General features: G+C 41.4%; 20 protein-coding genes. 11 read left to right on the top strand and 9 right to left on the bottom strand.

The genetic code is table 11. The features are described from left to right. Positions 1-201: 201 nt before the first annotated feature. On the top strand, positions 202-969 hold the full coding sequence (locus tag ACYVIL_RS21900) for an outer membrane protein assembly factor BamD (RefSeq protein WP_303474309.1): 768 nt from the start codon (positions 202-204) through the stop codon (positions 967-969). 96 nt (positions 970-1,065) lie between these two features. Here ACYVIL_RS21900 and ACYVIL_RS21895 read toward each other — a convergent pair whose 3' ends face one another. Genes ACYVIL_RS21895 through ACYVIL_RS21885 form a run of 3 tightly spaced genes read right to left on the bottom strand, consistent with a single transcriptional unit; the run spans position 1,066 to position 2,983 of the window. After that, positions 1,066-1,737 carry a ChrR family anti-sigma-E factor gene (locus ACYVIL_RS21895; RefSeq protein ID WP_460315033.1) on the bottom strand — a complete coding sequence of 224 codons (672 nt, stop codon included), beginning with the start codon at positions 1,735-1,737 and terminating at the stop codon, positions 1,066-1,068. After that, the gene (locus tag ACYVIL_RS21890; protein WP_460315031.1) at positions 1,730-2,344 is read right to left on the bottom strand and encodes a sigma-70 family RNA polymerase sigma factor; all 615 of its coding nucleotides are present in this window, start codon (positions 2,342-2,344) and stop codon (positions 1,730-1,732) included. Before ACYVIL_RS21890 ends, ACYVIL_RS21895 begins: the two co-directional genes overlap by 8 nt. Positions 2,345-2,401: 57 nt before the next feature. After that, positions 2,402-2,983, bottom strand: coding sequence for an LON peptidase substrate-binding domain-containing protein (locus ACYVIL_RS21885; protein WP_460315029.1), 582 nt, complete (start codon positions 2,981-2,983; stop codon positions 2,402-2,404). 188 nt (positions 2,984-3,171) lie between these two features. On the opposite strand from ACYVIL_RS21885, the gene ACYVIL_RS21880 reads away from it, so the two are divergent. The 7 genes from ACYVIL_RS21880 (at position 3,172) to ACYVIL_RS21850 (ending at position 8,652) form a co-directional block, all read left to right on the top strand. Beyond that, positions 3,172-3,594 carry a nuclear transport factor 2 family protein gene (locus ACYVIL_RS21880; RefSeq protein ID WP_303474314.1) on the top strand — a complete coding sequence of 141 codons (423 nt, stop codon included), beginning with the start codon at positions 3,172-3,174 and terminating at the stop codon, positions 3,592-3,594. Further along, complete coding sequence (locus ACYVIL_RS21875; RefSeq protein WP_460315027.1) at positions 3,591-4,319, top strand: SDR family NAD(P)-dependent oxidoreductase; 729 nt, start codon at positions 3,591-3,593, stop codon at positions 4,317-4,319. The genes ACYVIL_RS21880 and ACYVIL_RS21875 overlap by 4 nt, the downstream gene beginning before the upstream one ends. Next, positions 4,316-5,605 carry an NAD(P)/FAD-dependent oxidoreductase gene (locus ACYVIL_RS21870; protein WP_460315025.1) on the top strand — a complete coding sequence of 430 codons (1,290 nt, stop codon included), beginning with the start codon at positions 4,316-4,318 and terminating at the stop codon, positions 5,603-5,605. The genes ACYVIL_RS21875 and ACYVIL_RS21870 overlap by 4 nt, the downstream gene beginning before the upstream one ends. Beyond that, entirely contained in the window at positions 5,605-6,348 is a 744-nt protein-coding gene (locus tag ACYVIL_RS21865) for a DUF1365 domain-containing protein (protein WP_303474319.1), read from the top strand. Before ACYVIL_RS21870 ends, ACYVIL_RS21865 begins: the two co-directional genes overlap by 1 nt. Beyond that, the gene (locus ACYVIL_RS21860) at positions 6,338-7,591 is read left to right on the top strand and encodes a class I SAM-dependent methyltransferase (RefSeq protein ID WP_460315023.1); all 1,254 of its coding nucleotides are present in this window, start codon (positions 6,338-6,340) and stop codon (positions 7,589-7,591) included. The genes ACYVIL_RS21865 and ACYVIL_RS21860 overlap by 11 nt, the downstream gene beginning before the upstream one ends. 66 nt (positions 7,592-7,657) lie before the next feature. Next, a complete protein-coding gene (locus tag ACYVIL_RS21855; protein ID WP_303474322.1) occupies positions 7,658-8,101 on the top strand; it encodes a chalcone isomerase family protein in 444 nt (147 codons plus the stop codon). A gap of 2 nt (positions 8,102-8,103) precedes the next feature. Continuing rightward, entirely contained in the window at positions 8,104-8,652 is a 549-nt protein-coding gene (locus tag ACYVIL_RS21850; protein WP_303474323.1) for a DUF3833 domain-containing protein, read from the top strand. Between the two features lie 25 nt (positions 8,653-8,677). Here the strand turns inward: ACYVIL_RS21850 and ACYVIL_RS21845 are convergent, their stop codons facing one another. Continuing rightward, positions 8,678-9,607 carry a flagellar motor protein MotB gene (locus ACYVIL_RS21845; protein ID WP_303474324.1) on the bottom strand — a complete coding sequence of 310 codons (930 nt, stop codon included), beginning with the start codon at positions 9,605-9,607 and terminating at the stop codon, positions 8,678-8,680. 3 nt (positions 9,608-9,610) lie between these two features. Continuing rightward, a complete protein-coding gene (pomA, locus tag ACYVIL_RS21840; protein ID WP_303474325.1) occupies positions 9,611-10,375 on the bottom strand; it encodes a flagellar motor protein PomA in 765 nt (254 codons plus the stop codon). 313 nt (positions 10,376-10,688) lie between these two features. Here pomA and ACYVIL_RS21835 point away from each other — a divergent pair, with 313 nt between their 5' ends. The 3 genes from ACYVIL_RS21835 to dxs are packed head-to-tail and all read left to right on the top strand — an operon-like array spanning position 10,689 to position 13,731. Then, positions 10,689-10,940: an exodeoxyribonuclease VII small subunit gene (locus tag ACYVIL_RS21835; RefSeq protein WP_303474328.1), complete on the top strand. Its 252-nt coding sequence runs from the start codon at positions 10,689-10,691 to the stop codon at positions 10,938-10,940. Next, the gene (gene ispA / locus ACYVIL_RS21830) at positions 10,937-11,830 is read left to right on the top strand and encodes a (2E,6E)-farnesyl diphosphate synthase (protein WP_460315020.1); all 894 of its coding nucleotides are present in this window, start codon (positions 10,937-10,939) and stop codon (positions 11,828-11,830) included. The genes ACYVIL_RS21835 and ispA overlap by 4 nt, the downstream gene beginning before the upstream one ends. 38 nt (positions 11,831-11,868) lie before the next feature. After that, a complete protein-coding gene (gene dxs / locus ACYVIL_RS21825) occupies positions 11,869-13,731 on the top strand; it encodes a 1-deoxy-D-xylulose-5-phosphate synthase (RefSeq protein ID WP_460315018.1) in 1,863 nt (620 codons plus the stop codon). Between the two features lie 36 nt (positions 13,732-13,767). On the opposite strand, the gene ACYVIL_RS21820 is transcribed toward dxs, so the two are convergent. The 4 genes from ACYVIL_RS21820 to ribH are packed head-to-tail and all read right to left on the bottom strand — an operon-like array spanning position 13,768 to position 16,127. Continuing rightward, positions 13,768-14,256: a phosphatidylglycerophosphatase A family protein gene (locus ACYVIL_RS21820; protein ID WP_460315016.1), complete on the bottom strand. Its 489-nt coding sequence runs from the start codon at positions 14,254-14,256 to the stop codon at positions 13,768-13,770. Next, entirely contained in the window at positions 14,253-15,218 is a 966-nt protein-coding gene (gene thiL / locus ACYVIL_RS21815) for a thiamine-phosphate kinase (protein WP_460315014.1), read from the bottom strand. The genes ACYVIL_RS21820 and thiL overlap by 4 nt, the downstream gene beginning before the upstream one ends. A gap of 1 nt (position 15,219) precedes the next feature. Continuing rightward, complete coding sequence (nusB, locus tag ACYVIL_RS21810) at positions 15,220-15,651, bottom strand: transcription antitermination factor NusB (RefSeq protein ID WP_460315012.1); 432 nt, start codon at positions 15,649-15,651, stop codon at positions 15,220-15,222. A 2-nt stretch (positions 15,652-15,653) separates the two neighbouring features. Then, entirely contained in the window at positions 15,654-16,127 is a 474-nt protein-coding gene (gene ribH, locus ACYVIL_RS21805; protein ID WP_303474336.1) for a 6,7-dimethyl-8-ribityllumazine synthase, read from the bottom strand. Between the last annotated feature and the right edge of the window lie 61 nt (positions 16,128-16,188).

Genomic DNA, 16,188 nt, shown 5'->3' with positions numbered 1-16,188 from the left:
TATAATATCCCGCAACTGGCGATTTGATTCACATTATGCGGGGACAAATGCAAACACCAGACATCACGATTAGGTGATTTATAACAAAACGTGCATCCCATGGATCCCTAGGGTAGAATGCCTCGGATCGATGGATTACTGAAAACAAAGTTTAGCGGATTTTTTAATGCCTGCTAAATCCCTGTATAGAATAAGAGTAACATGACATTTAAAAATTCATTCTACAAACTAATCGTTCTGATTTCTGTTGCCACTATGTATGGCTGTTCTTCTTCACCTGATGATGATGACATCCTAATTGGTAACAGAAGCGAAAGTGCGCTGTATGATCAAGCAAAAGAAAGTATGTCGCAAGGTAATTTCAACGTTGCCACAGAAATTTTAAGTACACTTGATTCCCGCTTCCCTTTTGGCCCCCATTCTCACCAAGTACAACTGGATCTAATTTACTCTTATTACAAAGTAGGTAAAACAGACGAAGCTATCGCAACTATTGATAGATTTGTTAGACTTAATCCCAACCATTCAGATGTGGATTATGCACTATACATGCGTGGTCTAACTAATTTAGATGCCGACAAAAATCTTTTCCAAGAACTTGTGGGCATTGATCGTTCTGATAGAGACCCAAGCCGTTCAAGGGAAGCATTTGCTGATTTCCGGCGTTTAATCAATAAGTTTCCAGACAGTAAATACGCTGCGGATGCGAAAAAACGCATGGTTTTCATTAAAAATCGTTTAGCTAAATATGAAATAGCCATTGCGCGTTTTTATATGCGTCGAGAAGCCTATGTTGCCGCAGCGAATCGCGGGCGATATGTACTTGAATACTTCCCTGACTCTAGTGAAATTCAAAATGCGTTGGAAATCATGGTTGAATGTTATGACCAATTAGACCTTGAAGACTTGAAAAACAATGCATTAAAAACCTTAAAACTAAATTATCCAGATAGTCGCTATGTAAGCTAATTTTTTAATGGTTTGATCATTTCATTAAGATCATAAAAAACCGCCGTTGATGAGTCATCAACGGCGGTTTTTTCATGCTTTAGATTTTCTAAGCGACTAAAAAAACAGGTGACTAAAGGGATTGAGTAAACGTGCAATTCCAGAAGTAAAATGTAATGGTGCGTCAACAATGGTAAACACTAAACACCCCTCACTAGCTTCGGAATAAGGCGCATGGGTATTATTAGAGTCCATCAGAATAAAGTCACCAGTATCGTAATGTGAGATACCGTCGCTGAACTCCCCATCAATGACTAACGTTAGCTCTGTGCCTCTGTGGGTATGTTCTGGTACCCGACCTTCTTTTTGCATGAAAATAAAATTAGCTTTACCCACTGGCCCTAAGTCCACTGGCGCCTGCCAAAGATTCCCCAATAAGTGCGACCAATTACCGGTTTTTTCCACATAACGTTTCAGCGCCCGTGGTACGTTAAACTTACGCCCGTCCAGTTCTATTTGACGGCTTATGCTGTTACTGCTCGGTACCTCTGCAGCAGGAAGGCAGGTAATATCAGCAAGCATAGATGCAAAATCAACAACTTGCTCAGACTGGCCAACCAACCTTGCGTCATCCAGCGCCTTTGCTGATTCCCTTTCCATTTGAGTCAGTTGTTTGCGGCAAATGGGACACATGTCTGCATGGGCAGAAATAACCAGGGAAAGTGCTGGTGCGCTCAAACCTTGGGCAAATTCTCTCAGCTGTTGTTGAGAAGGGTGGAAATTAATCATTGTCTTTAATCAACTCTTTTAAGCGCTGTAACGCTAATCTGGTACGAGACTTCACAGTCCCTAAAGGAATATCTAATTGAGAAGCAACTTCCTGTTGTGATTTTCCTTCGATATAAATGGCTTCTATCACCACTTTTTGCTTCTCTGGCAGAGAGTCAAACAGGGTATTAATTTGCTGCATAGTCATTTGCTGCTCAAGCGATACCTCATTAGCATCTGCAGTATGCTCGCATAGCACTGGCCACAAATCGTCTGAGCAGATATCTTCTTTTCGATTTTGCTGCTTTCTCAGCATATCAAAACGCAAATTTCGAGCGATGGTGAAAATCCAAGTAGAAGGGGAGCCTTTTTCAGCATTAAATAAGTGCGCCTTCTGCCAGACGTTAGACATAGTGTCTTGCACTAACTCCATAGCTAAAGCTTCGTTGCCAGTTTGTTTCAAACAGTACGATCTAAGCCTGGGGGCGAAATAGTTAAATACCTCAGCAAATGAGCGCTTACACCGATTTTCAGCCACAGTGACCAAATGCTCAGACATTTCTTTGGCGCATTCTTTAGGTGTTGGTATGTTTGCATTTTTCGACTGCAATGGAATTCCGACTAACATGCGTATTTTCCTGAAATCATTCTTGTTCCAGTTTTTACGCGGTAAAATAATAAAGGATCACTTTACCAGTTGTGATAAAAATTCCAAGACTGGTCGACAATCTTTCTGCTTTAAAAATATTTGTTTCTTATCTGCATCGACGGGAAGCAGTTCTAACCAGCGATAAGCAACCCAAACTATATTCTCATATTCTGGCTCTGAATAAAGGGAATCCACTTCGGGGTAACTATCAAAAATTTCTTTTAATTTAGACGCTATAATAGTGTCTTGGCTGTCAGGTTTTGAGGGAACCCAGCTTTCCTGCCGATGGCACTGCCCTATTCTAAGGTCATCCTTTGCCGTTTCCACGGATTCGATAGTCACGCAAAAGTGCCCCTTCACAGTGATACCTAATAAACCATCTTCCAATAAATCGAAATCTTCAACGGTAACAAAGGTCCCTATGGGATAAAAATGTTGGTTTAAGTCCTTGTCTCCCATCGTATTGAACATGCAAATAACAAATCCAGATTGTTGCGCACATGCTTCTTTCACCATGCGGATATACCTAGGCTCAAAAATGCGCAATGACATCACCCCACCTGGCAGTATGTGTGCAGACAACGGAAATAAGGGATAGGTTAAATTTTCAAAAGCCAAATTGCTGTTCCTATTAATTCATCACAGTCAATTACGCTAGTAACAGCAAATTAGATCCAATTAATTCATCCGATAATTCAGTATCATTGATAATTTAACCGCAAACGAGAATATTTTAAGTTTTAATATGATCCCAATGATAGTAGACAAAGTAATGCTAATCATGGTCAAACAAAAAATGACAACTTATGAGTTTATTAACAAAATTCGAAGATTTTTATCGAGATATATCAATACAGTCTATTGCTCGTTTAAGTGAAATCTATGCTCCAAACGCAGTCTTAATAGACCCCCTGAGCAAACACCAAGGGCTTGATAATATTCAACATTATTTTGGAAACTTGCTCACTAATACATCTAAATGTGAATGCACTATTCAACTTATAAGCCAGCTCAGATCAGATATTTTTGTGACTTGGAAAATGCTGATAATTCACCCCAAATTAAATTCAGGAAAGGAGTTTGAAATAGATGGGGTGAGTCATTTAAAAAGTGACGATGAAAAAATTATTTTTCACAGAGACTATTATGATTTAGGGGAGATGATCTACGAACAAGTTCCTGTACTAAAATTTGTGATTAAAACACTTAAAAAAAGGTTAGTGTCGTGAAAACTATTTTAATTACCGGCGCCACCTCAGGGATTGGTAAAGCGCTCTCTCTTTTGTGTGCTAACAATCAATATCAGGTGATTGCTTGCGGAAGAAATCAAGTCGAGCTGAACAAAATGGCGGTACACGATAATATTTCAACCTTAAAGTTTGATACATCCGACCAACAGCAGGTAAGCGAAGCCCTTCAAAACGTGACAATGGATATTGCCGTTTTAAACGCAGGTGTGTGCGAATATGTTGATATAGATAACTTTGAAGTTGACCTTTTTAAACGCGTATTCAATGTTAACTTTATGGGCGTAGTAAATTGCACGGCGGCTTTACTCAAAGAAAATCAACCTCCTTCACAAATTGTTATCGTGGACAGCCTTGCCAGATTGCAGCCTTTCACCAAAAGCCAAGCTTATGGTGCAAGCAAAGCCGCGTTGCATTACTTTACCAAGAGCATGCAAGTTGATTTAGCGTCTAAAGACATATTGGTGCAAAGTGCGTCGCCGGGCTTTGTGGAGACGCCATTGACCGACAAAAATGACTTTGAAATGCCCATGAAAATAAGTGTTGAAGAGGCTGCACAATCCTTTTTGCACGGCATTGAACAACGGCATTCAAGTATATATTTCCCCAAAAAATTAAGCTTTATTTTGCGTTTTTTAAATCTTTTTCCTGCATGGGCAAAATTCAAAATAAGCAGCAAGCTAAAGAACACTCAGGATACTAAATGAAAAAGCGAATAGCGATTATTGGAAGCGGCATTTCGGGGATGACATGTGGTCATTTGCTCCATGAAAAATTTGACATCACTGTTTTTGAAGCCAATGACTATATTGGTGGCCACACGGCTACAATTGACGTTGAACTGGAAGGAAAACAATATGCCATAGACACTGGTTTTATTGTTTATAACGATTGGACCTACCCCAATTTTATTAAATTGCTAAGGAAAATTGGGATCCAAGGTCAGCCAACAGAAATGAGCTTCAGTGTTAAAAACATAAGAGACCAGTTAGAGTACAATGGCAACACAATTAATAGTCTTTTTGCTCAACGTCGAAATATTTTCCGTCCCAAATTCCATCGCATTGTCAGGGACATTTTACGCTTCAACAAATTATGTAAGCAGCTTTTTCAAGATCAAACACCTGAACAAATTGGGGAAGTCACTCTCGGCGAATTCTTAATTCAACATAAATTTAGCGAAGATTTTAATCACAACTATATTTTACCTATGTGCGCAGCAATTTGGTCAGCGACATTGGAAGACATAAAAGGGTTTCAGTTAGCCTTCTTTTTACAGTTTTTCAATAATCACGGACTATTAAACATTACTGACAGACCACAATGGTACACAATTATCGGTGGCTCCAGAGAATATATCGCCCCATTAACTAAGGGCTTTAAGGATAAAATTCTGCTCAACAGCCCAATAAGTCAGGTGGAGATTAGAGATGGTAAATACGTTATCTCATTGGCTAAGTCCAATGACGAAAATGGCAATACCGTACTTGAATTTGACGAGGTTATATTTGCTTGCCATAGCGATCAGGCACTTAAAATGATAAAACACCCAACACCGCCTCAAAAAGAGATTTTATCGGCTATGCCCTACAGTGCCAATGAAGTAGTGCTGCATACAGATACCTCAGTGTTGCCAACACGCAAGCTCGCCTGGGCCAGCTGGAATTATTTACTTAAAGGTAATCCTAACGAGCAACATGAACCAACATCCTTAACCTACAACATGAATATTTTACAACGTTTGGAATCTGAACATACCTTTTGCGTCACTTTAAATAATAGTGATCACATTGCACCGGAGAAAATTTTAAAACAGTTTGAGTATCACCACCCTCAATTTAGTTTGCAAAGCGCCAAGGCACAATCTCGCCGAGACGAAATTTGTGGAATATCAGGTATGCATTTTTGCGGTGCATATTGGTACAACGGTTTTCATGAAGATGGTGTGCGTAGCGCCTTAGATGTTTGCCGGCGATTTGGAGTAGAACTCTGATGCACAGTGCACTTTATACCGGCCAGATTTTCCATGCGCGACATTTTCCTAAAAAACATGCATTTAGCTATAAGATATTTATGTTTTGGTTGGATTTAGATGAAATAGAACAGCTGTGTGAAACAGTAAAAGGGTTTTCGCAAAATCGTTTTTCCGTGGTCAGGTTTAAACGTTCTGACTACTTAGGAAACCCCGAAAATGACCTTAAGTCTTCAGTTTTGAAAAGGATGTCAGAGTTAGCCAACAAACCACTCACAGGGAAGGTTTTTCTTTTGGGACAATTACGCATGTTTGGTTTGTATTTCAGTCCAGTGAATTTCTATTATTTACAGCAAGCCGATGGCACATTTAGCCATTTGCTTGCCGAAGTAAGCAATACACCGTGGAATGAAAGACACCATTATTTAGTTGATTTAGCGGACCAGCAAGACTGTGAAAAAGAGTTTCATGTGTCACCCTTTAATCCATTGGACATGCAATATAAATGGCAAGTTAAGCAACCTGACAAAAAGCTCAACCTCGTCCTTAGTTGCTTCAAAAAGCAGAAACATTTTGACGCAAAACTTAACCTTGTGCGCGAACCTTTGAACTCAAAACATCTTTTACGCGTATTACTAAGTATCCCAAGTATGACAATAAAAACCGTTGTTGGTATTTATTGGCAGGCATTGAAATTATTTATCAAAGGTGTGCCTTTCTATGGTCATCCTGGCAATAAGGAAAAAGAAGCAGATGTTAAATAGTGAAAACACCCTGACGGGAACGGAAACTTTATCCACAACAGACCGTATTTGCAGAAATATTTTGCTTAAAGTTTTCAGTCAAATCCCCCAAGGGATGATGACGGTAAAAGAACGTGGTGTGTTAGTAGATAGATTTGGTGACGCTAATTCGGATCTTCATGCTGAAATTAACTTTCTCGATCTCACGGCTTATCGAAAGTTGCTGTTTGGCGGCAGCGTGGCATCAGGAGAAACCTTCACTGACAATTTATGGGAAACGCCCAACCTCACTGATGTGATTCGTATCTTTGCTCGTAACTTACCAATGTTGGATGCTTGGGAGGCCAAAATGCGTTGGTTAGCGACGCCCCTTCGTCAACTCAGCCATTTGAAAAACAAAAATTCTAAGCAGCAAGCTAAAAAGAACATTTCTGCACATTATGATTTAGGCAATAAATTATATACCGAATTTTTAGATAACAGCATGATGTATTCGGCTGCCATTTATCCCACTCCAGATACCACTTTAGAACAAGCACAACAAATCAAATTAAAAACAATATGCGACAAATTGCAGCTCACTGAACAGGATCACCTTCTAGAGATTGGCACGGGTTGGGGCGGATTGGCGATATTTGCGGCTAAACACTATGGTTGTAAAGTAACGACTACCACGATTTCCGATGAGCAATTCGCCTATGCTCAACAATGGGTTTGTGAAGAAAACCTATCAAATCACATCACTCTGCTGAAAAAAGATTATCGTGAGTTAACGGGCAAATTCGATAAATTAGTATCCATAGAAATGATTGAAGCCGTTGGCAAAACGTTCTTACCTAACTTCTTTGAAAAATGCTCTTCGTTATTAAAAGAGGATGGTTTGATGCTTTTGCAGTCTATCACCATCGACGATCGTCGCTACGAAAGTTACAGTAAAGATGTGGATTTCATTCAGAAACACATTTTCCCAGGTGGATTTTTACCCTCGCAATTTGAATTGAACCGCCACTTAAAATTGTACAGCGATATGATGATCCGCGACTCACATGACATAGGTCTTGATTACGCGCAAACCCTCAACCATTGGCACCAGCGATTTTTGGCTAAACGGGAAGTGCTTGCCAAAGAGGGATATGATGACAGGTTTGTGCGTATGTGGCGTTACTATCTTAGTTACTGTGAAGGGGGCTTTTTAGAGCGCACCATCTCAACACTACAGCTAGTACTGAGTAAGCCATCATTTATTGGACAAGTGGTGAGATAGAGTATGTACAAAATACTCCGATTTTGTCTTATTTTAATGCTTAGCATTTACCCCCTAGGTTCAGTTATGGCAAATCCAATTGCAGATCTATCAAAAGTGGGTTCTGCCAAGTTAGAAGTGTTCTTTTTCGATATTTATTTCTCTACCCTTTACAGCAAGAGCGGCAAATACAGCGAAGATGAGCTGCCACTAGCACTACAAATAAAATACTTAAGAGCAATTAAGAGTGAAGATTTACTCAATCGCACAAAACAAGAATGGCAGAAACTCGGCTTTTCTTCCCAGGATGTGGAAAACTGGTTACAGACACTCGATTCCATTTGGCCCAATATTAACAAGCATGACGTACTAACCTTAAAGGTTGGATCTAACGGTCATAGCGAATTCTTTTTTAACGATGCGCCAATAGGCGTTATTGAAGATCAGAAATTTGGCCCAAGCTTTTTAGCCATTTGGCTAGATGAAAAGTGCAGTTATCCTAAGCTTCGTAAACAACTTATTGGGAGTTAACGATGAACCTTTTTCAATCTGCTACTGTTTGCGCAGCGGCACTAGCATTAACAGGCTGTTCAACGTCAATAGATGAGTATCAAAATACCTCACCAAAATTTGACTTGAAACAGTACTTTTCAGGAGATGTCACCGCTTGGGGGATTGTTCAGGATTATAGTCAAAAAACAGTGCGTCGTTTTTGCGTTGACATTGTTGGCACTTGGCAAGGCGATACTGGCCAATTGCATGAAACCTTTTACTACGCAGATGGTGAAACACAAATCCGAGTATGGCAGCTTAGTATTCAGCAAGATGGTTCTGTGACGGGTTCAGCGGGCGACGTTATCGGTCAAGCAAGCGGTAGTGCTTCTGGCATGAGTTTCAATTGGCATTATACCCTTAGAGTCCCCATTGATGACTCTGAATATGACCTAAAGGTAGACGATTGGATGTTCATGATGGACGATAATCGTATGATGAATCGTTCTTATATGAGTAAATTAGGTATCGGTGTGGCGGAGATATCCATCTTCTTCGACAAAACCCCGCCCATTAGAAAGTGTCAATAGACTATTCGCTAACGAGAAGCCCATATTAAGGTTCAACCACCGAAATAGGTTGTGAATACATGGGTTTCCCTTGATTGATGGCAATTTCCACACGACGATTTCGGCTTCTATCTCCAGAGTTTTCATTGGTGGATAAAGGTGAAGTATCGGCTTTACCTACAACCACCATACGCTGCTCATCAAAGCCATCAGCCTTTCTTATTTCTTCCGCGACTGCTACCGCTCTTTGGGCTGATAGATCCCAATTGGAGCGATACAATTCATTGGATATTTGCTGACTATCACTGTGCCCTGAAATTTCAATTTCACCCGGGACATCTGCCAATAATTCACCTATGGTATTCAAGATAGGTCTGAATTGAGGTTGTAAAAACGCAGAGCCTGCTGAAAATGAACCATTTTCTCGGATACGAATGATAATTTGTTGGCCTAATGATTCCATTTCAATAGAACCATCTAATATTTGCTTTTGTAATTGTTGCGCTACTTTTTTCATCAGCTCATTGGTTTGCTCTTGACTAGATTGCTGTTGAGCAGAAGAAGAAGACTGATCGGTGGCCGTTTGCTGTGCTGCCCCACCTCGTTGTTCACCCCGTTGTTTTTGACGTCCCCCTGCGGAATCTTCGTCTCCCGCTTGGAACTCCAGCATTTCTTGGGTCATATCCACCGTCTGTTGTTGGATATTTTCGATGGGAGTGGGATCCGGTCGACCGGGTCGAAATTCCATGGCGATAACACTCGTACCTTTTGGAATATCCTTAACCTCGATTTTATTTTGCACCCCAAAGGCAAATTTCATAGAGCCGGCAATTTGCTTAAATTTCAGCACATCCATTTCAGAAAAGGCCAATAAAAGCACAAAGAAGCACATTAGCAGAGACATTAAGTCCGCAAAGGTTCCCATCCATGCAGGCAGCCCTTCAGGAGGACATTTGGGACATTCTTGCTCTGCCATTAACTATTCTTCCTCTGTTGCCGCACCGCGTTTATTCGCAGCAAGATAACTTTTCAAAATCCCTTCAATGACTCTTGGGTTTTGCCCATCAGCAATACCAATGATGCCATCTAAGACTAAGCTTTGATTCAGTTTTTCCTCATTAGCACGGTTATTGAGTTTTACCGACATAGGTAAACAAATTACATTGGCAAAAAAAGCACCATACAAAGTCGTTAGCAGTGCTACCGCCATTGCCGGACCGATAGCTTTAGGATCATCCATGTTAGACAACATGGCTACCAAGCCTATGAGGGTACCAATCATCCCCATGGCTGGAGCAACATCCCCCATGCCTTTATAAATTGTAGCACCAAATTCGTGGCGTTCCGTTGTCATTGCTATGTCTTTAGCTAAGGTATCTCTTACCACATCTACATCATGGCCATCCACCAGCATGTCGACACCTTTTTGCATAAAGGCATTCTCAATTTCAGCTTCTTCAAGGGCTAAAAAACCGCCTTTTCTTGCTGCATCAGCCATTTCTACAATTTTTTCAATTAAATCGTCTGGCGATTCAATTTTAAACATGAATGCTTTTCCGCCGATTTTTCCAGCACCGAAAAACTGCCCAAGTGTGTATTGAGATAACACAACAAACAAGGTACCACCGAATACGATTAGAATAGATGGGACATTCATAAACATACTAATGTCGCCACCCATAACCATGGCCATGACGACGAAACCGATTGCACCAAGCATACCTATAAGGGTCGCTAAATCCACATTGTCCTCCCTAGGATTCGATAAGCTAATCGAAAAAAGACCCGATTACCTTGCTCTTTTTAAGGCATTTGACCGGATAAGTCACTGAATTATTCCATTTTATCGACTGTGCAAGCCAATTCTAAAGGAGTTATCTCCAAGTTATAGGAAAACATAGCATATACCGTGCAAGTTTGGGATAAGTGAACGATGAATTTTATTACCTTTATTACATACAAAATGCTGAGTTGAGGTAAAATCCATTGACCACAAATGGTGCCTCAGGTATCGTTCCCAACTTTCAAAATATTCGCTATTAAGGACACTGTGCCAGATGAGTAAAAACAACGAACTATCTGAAAATTCGTTTGAAGATACCATGCAGGAACTAGAGCAACTGGTTACAGAAATGGAACAAGGGGATATTCCTTTAGAACAAGCATTGGCGAAGTTTGAAAGGGGCATAGCGTTGGCCCGCAACAGTCAAAAAATGCTCAAAGCTGCAGAACAACGAGTTCAGATATTAATGCAACAAGATCAAGAGGAAGTCCTTCAAGATCTAGACCAACAACGGATAGATGAGTGAATCCCTTAGTTCAAAATCAGCAACGTTACCACCTCCGCATTGACAATTTACTCAATCAATATTTTGAAGATCAAACGTCAGCAGCACCACGATTGACCCAAGCAATGCAATATGCGCTGCTTAATGGCGGCAAACGAACACGCCCTTTTTTGGTCTACGCAACGGGTGAAATGCTAGGTGTGAATTTGGATAAGTTGGATGTGCCCGCATTTGCGGTGGAATGTATTCATGCCTATTCATTGATCCATGATGACTTGCCTGCAATGGATGATGACGAACTAAGACGTGGTAAACCCACTTGTCATATTGCCTTTGACGAGGCGACAGCCATTTTGGCAGGAGATGCATTACAAACGTTAGCCTTTGATGTACTTGCTTCGCCTGTATCAGTCATTAATGATGCAACTAAACAATTAAAATTGGTGAAATTGCTCGCAGAAGCTTCTGGAGTACAAGGAATGTGTGCCGGTCAGGCATTAGACTTGGCGGCAACAGATGCCCCCATTTCGCAATCGCAATTGCAACAACTACATAACCTTAAAACCGGAGCCTTGTTTAAAGTATCTGTTTCAATGGCGACTATTTTGGCAGATGATCTGCCCCAAGAAGTGACTCAAATGCTGAGCCAATATAGCGAAGCTTTGGGCTTAGCTTTTCAGGTTCAAGATGATATTTTAGATATCGTAGGTGACTCTGACGTGATTGGAAAACCCCAAGGATCAGACCAAGCCCAGAATAAATCCACCTACCCTTCACTGCTGGGATTAGAAAGTGCGAAGACATATTTGCAACAACTTCATCAACAAGCACTTCACGCGTTAGACGCTTTGCCATACAATACAAGGTTATTACGCGAATTTTCCGATTTTGTTGTTAATCGACGTTTTTAGACTCGCTCGCCACAAACATAATTAATACTAGGCAAAACATGACACTAGATTTAGCTCACTACCCTATCTTGGCAAAGGCCAATACGCCTGAAGAATTGCGTAAATTACCACAAGAACAATTAAGACAGTGCGCTGATGAATTACGTCAATACCTTTTGTCATGTGTGAGTAAAAGCAGTGGCCATTTTGCTTCTGGTTTAGGGACTGTTGAGTTAACTGTTGCCCTTCATTATGTTTACAACACCCCTTTTGACCGCTTGATTTGGGATGTGGGTCACCAGGCCTATCCCCATAAAATTCTCACTGGTCGCCGAGAGAAAATGACAAGTATCCGTCAAAAAGACGGTTTACATCCCTTTCCTTGGCCACCAGAAAGTGAATACGATACTTTTGCTGTAGGTCATTCATCTACATCAATTAGCGCAGCGTTGGGGATGGCTGTCGCGGCAGAAAAGGAAGGCAAAGATCGTAAAGTGGTCGCAGTCATTGGTGATGGTGCAATGACCGCTGGTATGGCCTTTGAGGCCTTGAACCACGGTGGCGACATCAATAAAGATGTATTGGTTATTCTTAACGATAACGAAATGTCGATTTCAGAGAATGTAGGGGCTTTAAATAGTCATTTGGCTAGACTGCTTACCGGTAACTTTTTTAATTCTATTCGCGATGGTGGTAAAAAGTTATTAAGCAATGTTCCGCCCATTAAGGAATTCGCCAGTCGAGCAGAAGAACACATTAAAGGGATGGTTGTACCTGGCACCATATTTGAAGAACTTGGATTTAATTATATTGGCCCAATCGACGGTCACGACGTAAAAGGCGTGGTGGAAACCCTACGTAATATGCGCTCGATTAAGGGCCCGCAAATCCTTCATGTAGTCACCAAAAAAGGCAAAGGATTTGAGTTAGCGGAAAAAGATCCCATAAAGTTTCATGCTGTACCTAAGTTCAATCCCGCAGACAATGGTCTGCCCAAGTCCGCGCCAAGCGGACCTACATTCTCAGATGTATTTGGTGAATGGTTATGTGACATGGCAGCTTTAGACAGTAAATTGATGGCTATCACGCCTGCCATGCGCGAAGGTTCTGGCATGGTTAAGTTCTCTCAGGAGTTCCCAGAACAGTATTGTGATGTGGCTATCGCCGAACAACACTCAGTCACCTTCGCAGCCGGTCTGGCTAAAGAAGGATTAAATCCAGTTGTCGCCATTTACTCTACATTTTTACAGCGAGCCTATGATCAATTAATTCATGATGTGGCGCTGCAAAACCTCCCTGTACTTTTTGCCATTGATAGAGCCGGTATAGTGGGCGCAGATGGCCCAACGCATCAAGGTGCATTCGATATCCCATTTATGCGCTGCATTCCCAATCTCGTGATCATGGCTCCTTCTGATGAAAACGAATGCCGTCAAATGCTATACACTGGCCATAAATTAAATCAACCCGCAGCTGTACGATATCCTCGTGGCACGGGCATCGGCGCTAGAATAGAAAAAACCATGGACGAAATAACCATTGGTAAATCTCGTACCCTTAGGCACGGTATTAAAGTAGCGATTCTAAATTTTGGTACCTTACTCCCCTTCGCCCTTGAAGCGGCAGAAGAACTAGGTGCTACCTTGGTAGACATGCGTTTTGTAAAACCCCTAGATACGGAAGTCATTGATTCATTAGCACAAGACGTTGATTTATTCGTGAGTGTTGAAGATGGAGCTATCGCAGGTGGTGCAGGCAGTGCTGTAGGAGAATATCTACTGAGTCAAAAGTACAACTGCAAACTATTGCAAATAGGCCTACCAGACGAATTTATTATGCAAGGTACCCAACAAGAGATGTATCAAGCGCTACAGTTAGACGGTGCTGGGATTGTGACTAAAATAACCGAGTTTCTAGACTGACTCGGTTTACTAACGTCACATAGGAGGGATAGCCCGTTAAAGAACAGTAAAGTGAACTAATAAATGTAAACTCACTAACGCTGCAATGCCCGCCAGCACATCATCAGCCATAATCCCAAAACCACCATGTACGTATTTATCTAGGTAACTAATTGGCCAGGGCTTAAGAATATCGAAAATACGAAATAACACGAATCCGGCCAGCATGGTCTGCCAATTAAGTGGCACTGCAATCATTGTAATCATCATCCCTGCCACTTCATCCCAAACAATAGATGAGTCATCGTGGACACCCATATCATCGGCGGTTTTGCCGCAGATCCAAATACCCGCGACACTGGCTATTAGACACAGAAAAATATAGACATTAAGGGAAACAGTTTCGAGTAACAACCAAACTAATGGGACGGCGGCAAGGGTGCCGAATGTACCCGGCACCTTAGCAGCAAGTCCCGAGCCTGCTCCTAGCGCAAGAAAATGAGCAGGATTACTTAGCCTTACCCGGCTTCGCTGTTCAGCGTTCAAGCGCTGAAATGCTCAAAACATGCACCCTGTTGTTCATAAGGCTCGTCATCGTAAACTAATTCAAGTTTTCGTTTTACGCCTGTAAGCTGACCAATGCAAGTGGCATTGATATTGGCGTTAGCCAAGCCAGTTTCTAGATTACCTTTTTGTTCTTCATTAACAGTAAACAAAAGTTCGTAGTCATCACCGGAACTAAGGGCATATTGAATGGCTTGATCAATATCAACCGTTTCTTTTAAAGCCACCGATAAGGGAAGGTCTTTAACATGAATTTTAGCACCACACTCAGATGCGTTGAGAATATGTTGTAGATCTTGTACTAAACCGTCAGAGATATCGATACAAGAGCTTGCAGTGCGACGCAGGGCGGTACCTGCAAGTAATCGTGGAGCGGGATAGTTCAAGCGATTTAATAAATAATTAGCCGCTAGCTCAGAGCTGGTCAGTTTGCCCAATTTAATATCTAACCCAGCACCGGCATCTCCGATGGTACCAGTAACATAGACTAAATCTCCTGGTTTTGCAGTACTGCGCATTAGCGCTTGTTCATTGGGAACAAAACCTTGGGCGGTAATGGTGATTGCTAAAGGACCTTGAACCGTGTCTCCACCAATTAACTGAATTGAATAATATTTGGCAACTTCAAATAGTGATTGAGAAAACGCCTCTATCCAGTCTTCGTCAATTTTGGGCAAAGACAGAGATAAACTAAACCAAGCCGGCTCAGCTCCCATGGCAGCTAAATCACTTAAATTAACAGCCAGGGCTTTGTGTGCGATGGCTTCAGGAGGAGTATCTTCTGGAAAATGTACACCACTGATTAAGGTATCAGTGGTGATGGCTAAGTTTAAACCTTCGGGCACACGAGTGATTGCACAATCATCTCCAATGCCATGAATTACGTCCTTGCGTGTTTCTCGCGCTTGTTTAAAAAAGCGATCAATAATGTCAAATTCTTTCACGTTACTCTTTTGAAGATAATTCGTGTTTTCTAAGGGTTTTAATCGCTTTATCAAGCACACCGTTTATAAACTTATGACTCTCGTCAGCACCAAATGATTTAGCTAATTCAATGGCTTCATTAATCACGACTTTGTATGGGACGTCAATTCGGGCAGTAAGTTCATAAGTGGCGATACGTAATATCGCTTTTTCAACGACATCTAATTCTTCAGGTAAACGTCCTAGATAAGGTTTCATCGTCTTATCTAAGTTTTCGCAGTCTTTGACGACATTGCGCAACAATTCTTGAAAATAAGCCATATCGACTTTTTCCATATTGTTACTGGTCGCTATTCCTAGTTCAATTTGCTCAACAGGGTTTTTACTCATTTGCCAAGAATAAACAGCTTGTACCGCAAGTTCTCTTGCTTTTCTACGTGCAGATGGCTTCACGTTTATGCCTCTTCTATTTGAGCAATAACATTAACCATTTCCAGTGCACCCATGGCTGCGTCAGCACCCTTGTTACCGGCTTTGGTACCTGAACGTTCTATAGCCTGCTCAATGCTGTCGGTAGTGATAACACCGAAGGAAATGGGTATGCCGTATTCTAATGAAACTTGCGCTAGACCTTTATTGCATTCACCAGCAACAAAATCAAAATGTGGGGTGCCGCCACGAATAACCGCACCTAAGGCAATTATCCCATCATATTTTTTTTGTTCAGCCAATTTCTTAGCAACAATAGGTAGCTCGTAAGCACCAGGAACTCGAACCAAGGTAATATCTTGATCACTGACTTCACCGACACGCTCTAACGTGTCTAATGCCCCGTCAACTAAGCTTTCAACAACAAAACTGTTAAAGCGAGATACAACCAACGCAAACTTTTTACCTGTTGCGCGAACATTACCTTCAATGATATTCATGTTTGTGAAGCCCTGTAAGAAAAACGGCGCGGATTATAGCACAACCCAGTGGAAACCCAAA

Source organism: Aliiglaciecola aliphaticivorans (assembly GCF_054782055.1).
Note: the sequence above shows the minus strand (reverse complement) of the source record. Positions and strands in the feature narration are given on the sequence as shown.

Coding starts and splice junctions, on each gene's coding strand:
- ACYVIL_RS21870 (WP_460315025.1), top strand. CDS start 4,316: ATGAAAAAGCGAATAGCGATTATTGGAAGCGGCATTTCGGGGATGACA.
- ACYVIL_RS21860 (WP_460315023.1), top strand. CDS start 6,338: ATGTTAAATAGTGAAAACACCCTGACGGGAACGGAAACTTTATCCACA.
- ACYVIL_RS21835 (WP_303474328.1), top strand. CDS start 10,689: ATGAGTAAAAACAACGAACTATCTGAAAATTCGTTTGAAGATACCATG.
- dxs (WP_460315018.1), top strand. CDS start 11,869: ATGACACTAGATTTAGCTCACTACCCTATCTTGGCAAAGGCCAATACG.
- ACYVIL_RS21845 (WP_303474324.1), bottom strand. CDS start 9,607: ATGGCAGAGCAAGAATGTCCCAAATGTCCTCCTGAAGGGCTGCCTGCA.
- ACYVIL_RS21880 (WP_303474314.1), top strand. CDS start 3,172: ATGAGTTTATTAACAAAATTCGAAGATTTTTATCGAGATATATCAATA.
- ACYVIL_RS21850 (WP_303474323.1), top strand. CDS start 8,104: ATGAACCTTTTTCAATCTGCTACTGTTTGCGCAGCGGCACTAGCATTA.
- ribH (WP_303474336.1), bottom strand. CDS start 16,127: ATGAATATCATTGAAGGTAATGTTCGCGCAACAGGTAAAAAGTTTGCG.
- ACYVIL_RS21895 (WP_460315033.1), bottom strand. CDS start 1,737: ATGATTAATTTCCACCCTTCTCAACAACAGCTGAGAGAATTTGCCCAA.
- ACYVIL_RS21890 (WP_460315031.1), bottom strand. CDS start 2,344: ATGTTAGTCGGAATTCCATTGCAGTCGAAAAATGCAAACATACCAACA.
- ACYVIL_RS21865 (WP_303474319.1), top strand. CDS start 5,605: ATGCACAGTGCACTTTATACCGGCCAGATTTTCCATGCGCGACATTTT.
- ACYVIL_RS21855 (WP_303474322.1), top strand. CDS start 7,658: ATGGCAAATCCAATTGCAGATCTATCAAAAGTGGGTTCTGCCAAGTTA.
- ACYVIL_RS21900 (WP_303474309.1), top strand. CDS start 202: ATGACATTTAAAAATTCATTCTACAAACTAATCGTTCTGATTTCTGTT.